Origin of the sequence: Pseudocitrobacter corydidari (genome assembly GCF_021172065.1) — a bacterium.
In the GTDB taxonomy this organism is placed as follows: Bacteria; Pseudomonadota; Gammaproteobacteria; order Enterobacterales; family Enterobacteriaceae; genus Pseudocitrobacter; species Pseudocitrobacter corydidari.
The window spans coordinates 4066779-4080188 of record NZ_CP087880.1 but is presented as its reverse complement, the minus strand read 5'-3'; the positions used below and the strand labels follow the sequence as shown (position 1 = coordinate 4080188).

The 13410-nt window shown below is 53.7% G+C and carries 14 protein-coding genes; 9 read left to right on the top strand and 5 right to left on the bottom strand.

Going from position 1 to position 13410, the window contains the following annotated elements; translation table 11 throughout:
- The first annotated feature begins 40 nt into the window (after positions 1 to 40).
- The 6 genes from G163CM_RS18945 to ghrB all read left to right on the top strand — a co-directional run bounded on the left by G163CM_RS18945 (position 41) and on the right by ghrB (position 6057).
- Complete coding sequence (locus G163CM_RS18945; protein ID WP_231825961.1) at positions 41 to 703, top strand: OmpA family lipoprotein; 663 nt, start codon at positions 41 to 43, stop codon at positions 701 to 703.
- Between the two features lie 95 nt (positions 704 to 798).
- The gene (locus tag G163CM_RS18940) at positions 799 to 1815 is read left to right on the top strand and encodes a LacI family DNA-binding transcriptional regulator (RefSeq protein WP_108476453.1); all 1017 of its coding nucleotides are present in this window, start codon (positions 799 to 801) and stop codon (positions 1813 to 1815) included.
- 100 nt (positions 1816 to 1915) lie between these two features.
- Entirely contained in the window at positions 1916 to 2665 is a 750-nt protein-coding gene (locus G163CM_RS18935; protein WP_015962554.1) for a sugar phosphate isomerase/epimerase family protein, read from the top strand.
- 3 nt (positions 2666 to 2668) lie between these two features.
- On the top strand, positions 2669 to 3607 hold the full coding sequence (locus tag G163CM_RS18930) for a sugar kinase (protein ID WP_231825960.1): 939 nt from the start codon (positions 2669 to 2671) through the stop codon (positions 3605 to 3607).
- 170 nt (positions 3608 to 3777) lie between these two features.
- Positions 3778 to 5058: an MFS transporter gene (locus tag G163CM_RS18925; RefSeq protein ID WP_015962552.1), complete on the top strand. Its 1281-nt coding sequence runs from the start codon at positions 3778 to 3780 to the stop codon at positions 5056 to 5058.
- 21 nt (positions 5059 to 5079) lie between these two features.
- Positions 5080 to 6057 carry a glyoxylate/hydroxypyruvate reductase GhrB gene (ghrB, locus tag G163CM_RS18920; protein WP_231825959.1) on the top strand — a complete coding sequence of 326 codons (978 nt, stop codon included), beginning with the start codon at positions 5080 to 5082 and terminating at the stop codon, positions 6055 to 6057.
- 76 nt (positions 6058 to 6133) lie between these two features.
- Here the strand turns inward: ghrB and G163CM_RS18915 are convergent, their stop codons facing one another.
- Entirely contained in the window at positions 6134 to 6844 is a 711-nt protein-coding gene (locus G163CM_RS18915; RefSeq protein WP_015962550.1) for a DUF3053 domain-containing protein, read from the bottom strand.
- 417 nt (positions 6845 to 7261) lie between these two features.
- On the opposite strand from G163CM_RS18915, the gene G163CM_RS18910 reads away from it, so the two are divergent.
- From G163CM_RS18910 to cspE, 3 genes are all read left to right on the top strand, one after another.
- Positions 7262 to 8632 carry an MFS transporter gene (locus G163CM_RS18910; protein WP_231825958.1) on the top strand — a complete coding sequence of 457 codons (1371 nt, stop codon included), beginning with the start codon at positions 7262 to 7264 and terminating at the stop codon, positions 8630 to 8632.
- Positions 8633 to 8854: 222 nt separating this feature from the next.
- Complete coding sequence (locus G163CM_RS18905) at positions 8855 to 9136, top strand: HTH-type transcriptional regulator (RefSeq protein WP_231825957.1); 282 nt, start codon at positions 8855 to 8857, stop codon at positions 9134 to 9136.
- Positions 9137 to 9405: 269 nt separating this feature from the next.
- Positions 9406 to 9618: a transcription antiterminator/RNA stability regulator CspE gene (gene cspE / locus G163CM_RS18900; RefSeq protein WP_000014594.1), complete on the top strand. Its 213-nt coding sequence runs from the start codon at positions 9406 to 9408 to the stop codon at positions 9616 to 9618.
- A gap of 165 nt (positions 9619 to 9783) precedes the next feature.
- Here cspE and hokA (G163CM_RS18895) read toward each other — a convergent pair whose 3' ends face one another.
- The 4 genes from hokA (G163CM_RS18895) to glyS form a co-directional block, all read right to left on the bottom strand.
- Positions 9784 to 9936, bottom strand: a complete 153-nt coding sequence (gene hokA, locus G163CM_RS18895; RefSeq protein ID WP_144052219.1) for a type I toxin-antitoxin system toxin HokA — start codon at positions 9934 to 9936, stop codon at positions 9784 to 9786.
- A gap of 387 nt (positions 9937 to 10323) precedes the next feature.
- A complete protein-coding gene (gene hokA / locus G163CM_RS18890) occupies positions 10324 to 10476 on the bottom strand; it encodes a type I toxin-antitoxin system toxin HokA (protein WP_231825956.1) in 153 nt (50 codons plus the stop codon).
- Between the two features lie 387 nt (positions 10477 to 10863).
- Positions 10864 to 11016, bottom strand: coding sequence for a type I toxin-antitoxin system toxin HokA (hokA, locus tag G163CM_RS18885; protein WP_144052218.1), 153 nt, complete (start codon positions 11014 to 11016; stop codon positions 10864 to 10866).
- 318 nt (positions 11017 to 11334) lie between these two features.
- Positions 11335 to 13404 carry a glycine--tRNA ligase subunit beta gene (glyS, locus tag G163CM_RS18880; protein ID WP_231825955.1) on the bottom strand — a complete coding sequence of 690 codons (2070 nt, stop codon included), beginning with the start codon at positions 13402 to 13404 and terminating at the stop codon, positions 11335 to 11337.
- Positions 13405 to 13410 lie beyond the last annotated feature (6 nt).

Genomic DNA, 13410 nt, shown 5'->3' with positions numbered 1-13410 from the left:
TCGCCGTGGCAAAGAATAAAAAAAGGATTAAGGAATTGAGATGAAAAAAAGCGTACTGATGATTGCTGCCGTCGTGAGCGGAGCTCTGGCAGTTTCTGGCTGCACCACTAACCCTTACACCGGTGAGCGCGAAGCGGGCAAATCCGGCATTGGCGCCGGGCTCGGCTCTCTGGTCGGGGCTGGCGTTGGCGCACTCTCTTCATCGAAGAAAGATCGCGGCAAAGGCGCGTTGATTGGTGCGGCAGCGGGCGCAGCCCTTGGCGGCGGCGTCGGTTACTACATGGACGTGCAGGAAGCTAAACTGCGCGACAAAATGCAGGGAACCGGCGTCAGCGTGACGCGAAATGGCGACAACATCGTGTTAAACATGCCGAGCAATGTCACTTTCGACAGCAGTAGCGCAACGCTGAAACCGGCGGGCGCGAATACCCTGACCGGCGTGGCGATGGTGCTGAAAGAGTATGAAAAAACCGCAGTAAACGTGATTGGCTATACCGACAGCACCGGCGGCCAGGACCTGAACATGCGCCTGTCTCAGCAGCGTGCGGATTCCGTCGCCAGCTCACTGATTACTCAGGGCGTGGCGGCAACGCGTATTCGTACCAGCGGGATGGGCCCGGCGAACCCTATCGCCAGCAACAGCACCGAAGCGGGTAAAGCGCAGAACCGTCGCGTTGAAATCACGTTAAGCCCTCTCCAGTAAGACATTAGCCCGGTAACGCCTCGTTTACCGGGCAAATCACTTGCTTAGCCAGATTTTCGCGCTAAGGTGTTCTCACTTTGCAAAGAGAGGCCCCTATGGCGAAATCAACACGCCCGACTATCAGCGACGTCGCAAAAGCAGCGAAAACCGGTAAAACCAGCATCTCCCGTTACCTTAACGGCGAGAAGCATCTGCTTTCCGATGCGCTTCTGGCGCGTATTGAAAACGCCATCGCCGAACTCGATTATCGCCCCAGCCTGATGGCGCGCAGCCTGAAGCGTGGCCGCACCCGCCTGATTGGCCTGATTATCGCCGATATCACCAACCCCTACTCGGTTAACGTATTAAGCGGTATTGAGGCCGCCTGCCGCGAGAAAGGCTTCACCCCGCTGGTGTGTAACACCAACAATGAGGTCGATCAGGAGCAACATTATCTCGATCTGTTGCGCAGCTATCAGGTGGAAGGGATTGTGGTTAATGCCGTCGGGATGCGCGAAGAGGCGCTCAATCGCCTGCAACAATCCTCACTGCCGATGGTCCTCATTGACCGCAAAATTCCCGATTTCGCCTGCGACGTGGTAGGGCTCGATAATACCCAGGCAGCCACGACCGCCACCGAACATCTGATTGATCAGGGCTTTGAAGCCCTGCTGTTTCTCAGCGAACCGCTGGGTACCGTCAACACCCGCCGCGAGCGTCTGGCGGCGTTTAATGCCACGCTGGCGCGCTACCCTGGCGTGCTGGCCGAAAATGCGGAAGTGCCGCTGGCCGAGAATGCGCTGCTGGATAACACTCTGCGCCAGTTCCACACCCGCTATCGCGGTATGCGCAAAGCGATCATTTCCGCCAACGGCGCGCTCACGCTACAGGTTGCCCGCTCGCTCAAGCGCATCGGTTTGAACTGGGGCAGCGACATCGGCCTGCTTGGCTTTGATGAACTCGAGTGGGCAGAACTGGCAGGCGTCGGCATCACCACCTTAAAACAACCCACCTGGCAGATTGGTTTTGCGGCGGTCGAACAGGTCGTGCGCCGCATCGAAGGTGGTAGCACCGCCATCCATGAACAGGTTTTCTCTGGCGAACTGATTATCAGGGGTTCAACCTCCCGTTAACGATCCTTCGTGATGACGATCATAAATTCAACATCCTGAGCTTTTCTTTGGAACCGGTTCCATCTAGCGTATTAACCATACGATGACGCTGGAGTTCCCCATGAAAAGACAAATTATCGTGGTTACCGCCGCTTACGGACATGACCAGGTCCGCGCCGCGGGTGGCCAGGCGGCGATGCTGCCGATAATCGCGAAAGCGGGCGCGGACGGTGTTGAAATCCGCCGCGAGATGTTTAACGACGCCGAGCTGAATGCTCTACCAGAGTTGGCCCGCGCGATAGAAGCGCAAAAATTACTGGCCTGCTATTCCGCCCCTGAGCCGCTGTTTCTTGCCGACGGCACGCTTAACCCGCACCTTCCCGCCCTGCTCGAAGAAGCCCGCACGCTGAACGCCCTGTGGCTAAAAGTCTCCCTCGGTCATTTTGAGCGCAAAGCGCCGCTGGAAACCCTGCGCACCTGGCTGGAAGTCAGCGGCATGGCGCTGGTAGTGGAAAACGACCAGACTGAATGCGGCCAGCTGCCGCCAATGCAGCGTTTCAAAGCCGCCTGCCGCGTACTCAACCTGCCCGTGCGCCTGACCTTTGATATGGGTAACTGGCTGTGGGTCGGAAACTGCCCGCAGGAAGCGGCCCAGCAGCTGGCCCCTTCAGTATGCTACATCCACGTTAAAGCGGCGACGCCTCACCATGACAGCTTCCGCGCCGTGCCGCCGGACCCCATCAATACCGACTGGCTGGATGTACTGCGCGCCCTGCCCGCCGACGCGCCGCGCGGAATTGAGTTTCCGCTGGAAGGCAACGACCTGACCGCAGTAACCCGTCGCTATGTCGAACTGTTACGCGAGGATTAAGCAATGAATAAACAACTGGATGTCATCACCATCGGTGAAGCCATGACAATGTTTGTGGCTACACAAACGGGCGATCTCAGTGAGGTGGAGCAGTTTATCAAACGTATCGCCGGGGCTGAGCTTAACGTCGCCACCGGGCTGGCGCGCCTGGGCCTGAACGTGGGCTGGGTAAGCCGTATTGGTGAAGATAGCTTCGGCCAGTTCGTGATCAATAGCCTTAAAAAAGAAGGTATTGATGCGACCGGTGTCACCTGCGATGCGCGTTTCGCTACCGGCTTTCAGGTGAAATCTAAAGTCGAAAATGGAACCGATCCCATTGTGGAGTATTTCCGTAAAAACTCAGCGGCCAGCCATCTTTCGCTCGATGACTTCAACGACAATTATTTCGCCAGCGCCCGCCATTTACACTTAAGCGGCGTGGCAGCGGCGCTCTCTGACTCGTCCTACGCCCTGCTCGACCATACGGCCCGTACGATGAAAACACAGGGCAAAACCATTTCATTCGACCCGAACCTGCGCCCGGTGCTGTGGAAAAGCGAGGCGGAGATGGTGGAAAAACTCAACCACCTGGCGTTCCAGGCCGATTGGGTTTTACCCGGTTTGAAAGAGGGCATGATTCTGACCGGCCAACAAACGCCAGAAGCTATCGCCGATTTCTACCTGACGCGCGGCGTAAAAGCGGTGGTGCTGAAAACCGGCGCGGACGGCGCCTGGTATAAAACCGCAGAGGGCGAGAAAGGCTGCGTCGCACCGGTAAAAGTCGACAAGGTGGTCGATACGGTGGGCGCGGGCGATGGCTTCGCCGTCGGGGTAATTAGCGCCCTGCTGGAAGGACGCTCACTGCGTAATGCGGTGGAACGCGGGAATAAGATTGGCGCACTGGCCATTCAGGTTCAGGGCGACAGTGAAGGATTACCGACGCGTGAGGCGTTGGGGGAGTAGACCGTGCAGTACATCCCCTCGCCCCTTTGGGGAGAGGGCTAGGGTGAGGGGAAATCGTGCTCGCAGCTCACCCTCACCCCGGCCCTCTCCCTAAGGGAGAGGGAGAAATCGACCACATCTCTGACCCTACGACCAGAGAAACCATATACCTGGACCACAGAGGCAGGACTATGAATAGCTCAACCAATGCAGCCAAACGCTGGTGGTACATCATGCCAATCGTGTTTATCACGTACAGCCTGGCGTACCTCGATCGCGCAAACTTCAGCTTCGCTTCCGCCGCAGGCATTAACGAAGATTTAGGCATCACCAAAGGGATCTCCTCCCTGCTGGGCGCCCTCTTCTTCCTCGGCTACTTCTTCTTCCAGATCCCCGGTGCGATGTATGCGGAACGCCGCAGCGTGCGCAAACTGATTTTCGTCTGCCTGATCCTGTGGGGGGCCTGCGCCTCGCTCACCGGGATTGTGCATAATATTCCGATGCTTGCCGCCATTCGCTTTATTCTCGGCGTGGTGGAGGCGGCAGTCATGCCAGCAATGCTGATTTACATCAGCAACTGGTTTACCAAATCCGAACGTTCGCGCGCCAATACCTTCCTGATCCTCGGTAACCCGGTGACGGTATTGTGGATGTCCGTGGTTTCCGGCTACCTGATTCAGGCGCTCGGCTGGCGTGAAATGTTCATTATTGAAGGCTTCCCGGCCATCATCTGGGCGTTCTGCTGGTGGGTGCTGGTAAAAGATAAACCGGCGCAGGTGGGCTGGTTGTCTGAATCTGAAAAAGCGGCGTTGCAGGCCGAGCTCGATAAAGAGCAGCAGGGCATTAAAGCCGTGCGTAACTACGGGGAAGCGTTCCGCTCCCGCAACGTGATTCTGCTGTGCATGCAGTATTTCGCGTGGAGTATCGGGGTTTACGGTTTCGTGCTGTGGCTGCCGTCGATTATCCGCAGCGGTGGCGCAAACCTCGGCATGGTTGAAGTGGGCTGGCTGTCATCTGTGCCATATCTGGCCGCCACAGCGGCGATGATTCTGGTCTCCTGGGCTTCCGATAAAATGCAGAACCGTAAACTGTTTGTCTGGCCGCTGCTGCTGATTGCCGGTTTCGCCTTCATCGGTTCCTGGGCGGTGGGCGCAAACCACTTCTGGATTTCCTACACTCTGCTGGTTATCGCCGGTGCCGCAATGTACGCGCCGTATGGCCCGTTCTTTGCCATCATCCCGGAAATGCTTCCGCGCAACGTCGCTGGTGGCGCGATGGCCTTAATCAACAGTATGGGCGCGCTGGGCTCGTTCTTTGGCTCCTGGTTCGTCGGTTACCTCAACGGCGCGACCGGTTCGCCGTCTGCCTCTTACATTTTTATGGGGGTGGCGCTTTTCGCCTCGGTATGGCTTACTCTGATTGTTAAGCCTGCTAAGAATCAACAACTTCCCGTTGGCGCACGCCACGCTTAAATCACACTTACGGAGAGTCGCATGAAGCCGTCTATTATTCTCTACAAGGCACTGCCTGACGATTTACTGCATCGCCTGGAAGCCCACTTTACCGTTACGCAGGTGCCAAACCTGCGCCCGGAAACCGTCCAACAGCATGCAGAGGTGTTTGCTAACGCCGTCGGCCTGCTGGGCTCCAGCGAAGCCGTTAACGAAGCGCTGCTGGAGAAAATGCCGAAGCTGCGCGCGACCTCGACCGTTTCCGTGGGCTATGACAACTTTGATGTCGATGCCCTGAACGCGCGCAACATTCTGCTGATGCATACGCCCACCGTTCTGACGGAAACCGTGGCGGATACGGTGATGGCACTGGTGCTCAGTACCGCACGCCGGGTGGTGGAAGTCGCCGATCGCGTAAAAGCGGGAGAATGGAAAAAAAGTATCGGGCCGGACTGGTTCGGTACCGATGTGCACCATAAAACGCTGGGTATTGTCGGGATGGGCCGTATCGGCATGGCGCTGGCTCAGCGCGCGCACTGCGGTTTCGGCATACCGATTCTGTATAACGCACGCCGCCCGCATCCGCAGGCCGAAGAGCGTTTCAGCGCGCGTTACTGTGACCTCGACACGCTATTGCAGGAATCCGATTTCGTGTGCCTGATCCTGCCGCTCACCGACGAGACGCATCATCTATTCGGTAAAGAACAGTTCGCGAAGATGAAATCCTCCGCCATCTTTATCAACGCGGGGCGTGGCCCGGTGGTAGACGAACAGGCGCTCATTGTCGCGCTGCAGGCGGGTGAAATTCATGCCGCCGGGCTGGATGTCTTTGAGCAGGAGCCGCTGCCTGTCGATTCACCGCTGCTGACGCTGCCGAACGTCGTTGCGCTGCCGCATATCGGTTCTGCGACGCATGAGACGCGCTTTAACATGGCGGCCTGCGCGGTGGATAACCTGATTGATGCATTGCAGGGGAAGGTTGAGAAGAACTGCGTAAACCCGCAGGTGTTAAGGAAATAAAACGAATAAGGCGGGGAATTCCCCGCCTTATTTCTGCCGGATGGCGAATTACGATAAGACGCCATCTAACATCATGTTACTTCGTCGCTTCGACTGCCGCATTCCAGGCCTGAGTAAATGCCTGATGCTGAGAGGCCAGTGGGCCGATCAGCGAGTTGTACTGGCTTGCCTGCTGTGAGGTCGGGAACTGAATTCCGTTCGCCACGAAGCTCACCTGCTCACCCTGCTGCGCGACAAAATCACCGACCTGGACCAGCTGCTGCGTGAAGATTTGCGCCGCCGGGATCAACGGTTGCATCGCATTTGCAGGTGCCGTCACCACTTTGCTGTACACCTGATCAAAGACCGGCTTCAGGTCATCCGCCTGTTTCAGCGCCGCATGTGCCGCATCGGCCTGCATTTTCGCATTTTCCAGCTGCTGGCTCAGTACGCCCAACGAACCGTTCGCCTGACGCAGCGGCTCGCGCTGAGTCATATAATCCTGCGGAACGCGAATGGCGTTAACGCTATCGACAACCGGGCGCAGACCCGCATCCATCGCCTGGCTCACCTGCTGCGAATAGCCGTAAATGACGGCGTAATCGGAGACAAAAGGACCAAACTGTTTTTTCTGGTCAGCGGTCAGCGTTGGCAGACGTTCGCCACCACGCATCACTGTATTTTGCAGGAAATCGACAAACGCTTTGCGCTGGTCGCCTTCTTTATCAAAACACCCACTCAGGCTAACAACCATCAACAACGCCGCAACAGGCGCAAACCAGCGAGAGCAGGACTTTCCTGTCGCCATTTTATTACTCCTTCAGCCAAAAAAAACGCAAACAGGCACCCGCGTGCCCGACGCTGACAAGGATAGTCCAGCAGCGCGCCGCAGGATACCTTTTCCTGACAAAGTTATGGCAGGAAATCACGATGAGGAAAGAGAGAAAATATGGATGTTAATACATTGTTGCGCACATCACATTTATGACCACAACTTTTACGCGAAATATTGTTATTAATCTATTGTTTTAAAATGATTTTAATCTTCTCGCGTGTTTGTCTCCCCGCGGGGAGTACGATAATCGCACACTTCCTGATTTCCCCTGCATTGTCGCCGCAAACGTTAAGTGTTTTGATGAATTGAACGATTACCGGAAATAGGTTCGATAATCGCACAACTTCATGCGGGAGAATCCTTCTCCCCGCTGTTTTCAGGAATTGCCGCATGACGAAGACAACCACGGATATTCAGACTTTTATCAACGATCATCCCTTTTCTAAATACCAGTGGATGATCCTCGCATTGTGCTTTGTGACCGTCGCCATGGACGGTTTCGATACTGCGATTATTGGCTTTATCGCTTCTGACCTGGTGCAGGAATGGGGCGTGCAGAAATCAGATCTCGGGCCGGTGATGAGCGCCGCGCTGGTTGGCCTGGCAGTGGGTGCATTAACGGCAGGCCCGATGGCGGACCGTATTGGCCGCAAGAAAGTGCTGGTGCTGTCGATTCTGGTTTTTGGCGGTTTTAGCCTGATTACCGCTTTTGCCACTAATCTCACCCAGCTTACGCTGCTGCGTTTCCTGACCGGGCTGGGGCTGGGCGCGGCGATGCCCAATGCCGCCACGCTGATGAGCGAATATGCGCCAGAGCGTCGTCGTGCGTTGCTGGTGAATCTGATGTTTGTGGGCTTCCCAATCGGCTCGTCGATGGGCGGGTTTATCTCAGCGTGGCTAATTCCTCACTACGGCTGGCAGAGCGTGCTGATCCTCGGCGGCGTCATGCCGCTGGCGCTGGCGGTACTACTGATTTTCCTGCTACCGGAATCTGCGCGCTATATGGTGGTCAAAAACCAGCCTCAGCACAAAATCGCCGCCATCCTCAAACGTATCGCCCCGGTGGCGGATAACACGAGTTTTGTCTTGCAGGAAGCCGGGCAGGTAAAAGAGAAATCGGCGCTGGGGGTGATTTTCTCGCCGCGCTACGCCGTCGGCACGGTGATGCTGTGCCTGACCTACTTCATGGGCCTGTTGATTTTCTATTTACTGACCAGCTGGCTACCGCTGTTAATTCGCGAAACCGGCGCATCGTTAAGCCAGGCGTCGGTTATCACCGCCCTCTTCCCGCTGGGTGGCGGCATTGGCGTACTTATCCTCGGCGCGCTGATGGATAAACTCAATCCCAATAAAGTGGTGGCGGTAGGCTACGTACTGACCGGCGTTTTTGTCTGTCTGGTTGGGTTCTCTACCAACAGCCTGGTGCTGATGGGCGTGATGGTCTTTATTGCCGGAACCATCATGAACGGCGCGCAATCGTCAATGCCGGCTCTCGCAGCGGGTTTCTACCCGACGCAGGGGCGTGCAACGGGCGTGGCATGGATGTTGGGGCTGGGCCGTTTCGGCGGCATTCTGGGCGCATTCAGCGGGGCGTTCCTGATGCAGGCGGAACTCTCCTTCCAGACCATTTTCACTCTGCTGGCCATTCCCGCCCTGGTGTCAGCGCTGGCGCTGCTGGTGAAACACATCGTCAGCCAGCGGCAAATGCTAAAAAGCGAAGCGGAAACGCCGGCATTGAACCGCAATACGCAGAAAGCCTGAGTTAGCGAACCGGCGGCTCAGCCGTCGGTTTTAGCGATTTTTACAAAATTATACCTGGCGCCGCTGGCCTTGATTTCTGTGCAATTTTTACGCTATTTGCGCTGCGTGGAAAACGATCCCACGAATAATCACTTACGCAATCAACTTTTGTTCGGATTTCCCGACTATTCTTAACGGGCTGTACCTATTCACGATCACGCTGTGTGTATATAGGAGTTATCAATGGAAGAAAAAGATCCAACATTTGAACTGCTGAGCAGTCTGGAACAGATTGTCTTCAAAGATGCATCATCAGTGATTACCCTGACACCTAAGCCCTCCATCTTTACCGAGTTCGAAGCGCTTCGCAAAAGCACCGGTTTGCAGATGGCAGAGTTTGCTAAAGCGATGGGCGTTAGTGTCTCCATGGCGCAGGAATGGGAGTCCAGACGGGTAAAACCTTCAGTTACCGAACTTAAATTGCTACGTCTGATTCAGGCTGAAAAACAAATTGTTAACAGCTAAACATCTGATTAATAAATATTTATCTCTCTTTTAACGGTCCTTTTTCAGGGCCGTTTTATGTTTTTTTCAGATAACGTTTGCGTTTAGAGGCCGAAGTATGCGTTAATAGCTTCACGGTTTGACGCACAGACCACAAAGCAGTTGAGTAAAGCAGTTCCCTTCAAGGTTATCCATTGGTACCCCTCGTAGCGACATTTCCTTTACGCTTTAAATTCTGTAAAGCATGCCATATCGCCGTAAGGCTCACTTAATTTATAAAGGTAATTTCTATGTCCGGTAAAATGACTGGTATCGTAAAATGGTTCAACGCTGATAAAGGTTTCGGCTTCATCACTCCTGACGATGGTTCTAAAGACGTGTTCGTACACTTCTCTGCTATCCAGAACGATGGCTACAAATCTCTGGACGAAGGTCAGAAAGTGTCCTTCACCATCGAAAGCGGCGCTAAAGGCCCGGCAGCTGGCAACGTAACTTCTCTGTAAGTTTAAGCCGCTAAGAATTCGAATCCCTGCCCTCGGGCGGGGATTTTTTTTTGCCTGCGATTTGTCGTCTAAGACTTTAAACATATTCACATCATAAATAAAAAGGGTGCATTGAAAATGCATCACACCGCAAGAAGGGCGGAGATCTCTCCCCGCCAGATGCTCTTACTTTTTATTTCCACAGGCTAAAAATGCCGCCAGCTCATTATTTCCCTGTTTGATATGCAATTCACACAGTGAATCTCTCACCATCCAGGTAAATAATAATAGCGTGAAACAAATCACGACTAAGCCAAATAACAAATATTTTTGCGGCATTCCCAGCCTCCGGTGTTGATTTCCAACAAGCAAGAGGCTACCTTTATGGTGTTGATGCATAGAGGGGCCTCACTTTGATTTATAGTCAGGTGGGGCTTTTCTCTGTCTGCCTTTCGGTGATACCTGAGACAAACAGTCTCAAGCACCCGTCGCCATTCTAGCAAACACCGCGAACTCAAAAGAATTAATGTATTCTGAAAAAGTTTTTGCGAAATACATGTGTAAGTACACACACATTAATCAAATGATTATTAGTTTTTTAATTACTCCATAAAATAGTCATTCGTGGTCGTCCACAACAGGGTCATTCACATCATAAATAAAAAGGGTGCATTGAAAATGCATCACACCGTAAGAAAGGCGGAGATTTCTCCCCGCCAAATGCTCTTACTTTTTATTCCCACAGGCTAAAAATGCCGCCAGCTCATTACTTCCCTGCTTGATATGTAATTCACACAGTGAATCTCTCACCATCCAGGTAAATAATAATAGCGTGAAACAAATCACCACTAAGCCAAATAACAAATGTTTTTGCGGCATTCCCAGCCTCCGGTGTTGATTTCCAACAAGCAAGAGGCTACCTTTATGGTGTTCATGCATAGAGGGGCCTCACTTTGATTTATAGTCAGGTGGGGCTTTTCTCTGTCTGCCTTTCGGTGATACCTGAGACAAACAGTCTCAAGCACCCGTCGCTATTCTAGCAAACACCGCTCACGCAAAAGAATTATTGTATTCTGAAAAAATTTTAGCGAAATAAATGTGTAAGTACACACACATTAATAGAATGATTATTACTTTTTAATTACCCAATGAAAACAGCCATCCGTGATCGTCCACAACAGGATCATTCACATCATAAATAAAAAGGGTGCTTTGAAAATGCATCACACCGTAAGAAAGGCGGAGATCTCTCCCCGCCAAATGCTCTTACTTTTTATTTCCACAGGCTAAAAATGCCGCCAGCTCATTACTTCCCTGTTTTATATGCAATTCACACAGTGAATCTCTCACCATCCAGGTAAATAATAATAGCGTGAAACAAATCACGACTAAGCCAAATAACAAATATTTTTGCGGCATTCCCAGCCTCCGGTGTTGATTTCCAACAAGCAAGAGGCTACCTTTATGGTGTCTATGCATAGAGGGGCCTCACTTTGATTTATAGTCAGGTGGGGCTTTTCTCTGTCTGCCTTTCGGTGATACCTGAGACAAACAGTCTCAAGCACCCGTCGCTATTCTAGCAAACACCGCTCAGGCAAAAGAATTAATGTATTCTGAATTTTTTTTTGCGGAATATATGTGTAAGTACTCACCCATTAAACGAATAATTATTACTTGTTTATATTTGCGCATAAAAAAACCTGCCATTCGGCAGGTTTTTATTTATCAGCAGTAAACTTACTGCAGCAGCGAAATATCCGCAACACGCAGGAACAGTTCGCGCAGTTTTTCCAGCATTGTCAGACGGTTGATACGCAGTTCTTTGTCATCAACCATGACCATTACTTTATCGAAGAAAGCATCGACCGGTTCACGCAGCTCAGCCAGTTCGACCAGCGCATCCTGGTAACGACCTTCCGCGAAGTACGGCTCCAGTTTGTCACGCAGCACCACAACCTGCATCGCGAGCTTAATTTCTTCCGGCTCTTTCAGCGTGGAGGCGTTTACGCGATCATTCAGCACTTCATCGGTTTTCGCCAGGATGTTAGACACACGCTTGTTGGCCGCAGCCAGCGCAGAAGCCGCTTCCAGGGTGCGGAAGTGAGAGACTGCTTTCATACGCGCATCAAAGTCTGCCGGACGCGTCGGGCGACGTGCCAGCACGGCCTGAATGGTGTCGACGGTGTAACCGGCATCCTGATACCAGGCGCGGAAACGGCCCAGCATAAAGTCGATAACATCATCAACCACGTTGGCGTTAGTCAGCTTATCGCCGTACAGACGCGCCGCTTCTTCGGTCAGCGTTTGCAGATCGAGGTTCAGGTTCTTCTCAACGATAATACGCAGTACGCCAAGCGCCGCGCGACGCAGCGCAAAGGGGTCTTTGTCGCCTTTTGGATGCTGACCGATACCGAAGATACCCGCGAGGGTGTCCATCTTGTCAGCAATCGCCAGCGCACAGGCTACCGGGTTAGACGGCAGGTCATCACCGGCAAAGCGCGGTTGATACTGCTCATTCAGCGCGACTGCTACATCTTCCGCTTCGCCATCGTGGCGCGCGTAGTGCATACCCATCACGCCCTGAGTGTCGGTGAACTCGAAGACCATGTTGGTCATCAGGTCGCACTTCGACAGCAGGCCCGCACGGGTGGCGTGGTTAACGTCAGCACCAATCTGTTCAGCAATCCAGCCAGCCAGCGCCTGAATGCGGTCAGTTTTGTCGCGCAGCGTGCCCAGCTGTTGCTGGAACAGCACGGTTTGCAGGCGCGGCAGGTTATCTTCCAGACGTTTTTTACGGTCGGTATTGAAGAAGAATTCGGCATCGGCCAGACGTGGGCGAACCACTTTCTCGTTACCGGAGATAATCTGCTGCGGGTCCTTCGACTCGATGTTGGAAACGAAGATAAAGTTAGGCAGCAGTTTGCCGTCGTTTGCATACACCGGGAAGTACTTCTGGTCACCTTTCATGGTGTAAACCAGCGCTTCAGACGGCACCGCGAGGAATTTCTCTTCAAACTTCGCCGTCAGTACAACCGGCCATTCCACCAGCGAGGTGACTTCTTCCACCAGGCTTTCGCTTAAGTCAGCGTTACCGCCAATTTTACGTGCGGCTTCTTCGGCATCGGCTTTGATCTTCGCTTTACGCTCAGCGTAATCGGCGATGACTTTCCCGCGCTCGCGCAGGATTTCCGGATACTGATCGGCATTGTCGATGGTGAATTCCGGCTCGCCCATAAAGCGGTGGCCGCGAATCACGCGATCGGACTGAATACCCAGAATGGTTGCCGGAATGACTTTGTCGCCCAGCAGGAGGGTCACGGTGTGAACCGGACGCACGAAGTGTACGTCAGACGCGCCCCAGCGCATCAGTTTCGGGATCGGCAGCTTCGCCAGCGAAGTAGCGACCATATTCGGCACCAGCGCTTCGGTGCTTTCGCCCTTCACGTGGGCGCGATACAGCAGCCATTCGCCTTTATCGGTAGTCAGACGCTCGGCCTGGTCTACGGTAATACCGCAACCACGCGCCCAACCTTCTGCCGCTTTGCTCGGTTTGCCTTCAGCGTCGAACGCCTGGGCAATCGCCGGGCCGCGTTTTTCGACTTCGCGATCGGCCTGGGCTTCCGCCAGGTTAGCAACCTTCAGCGCCAGACGACGCGGGGCAGCAAACCATTGAACGTCGCCGTGTGCGAGGCCGGCGTTATCCAGCTCCGCAGTGAAGTTCGCAGCAAAGGACTCTGCCAGGCTGCGCAGTGCTTTTGGTGGCAGCTCTTCAGTGCCGATTTCCACCAGAAAAGTTTTCTCAGACATGGCCGC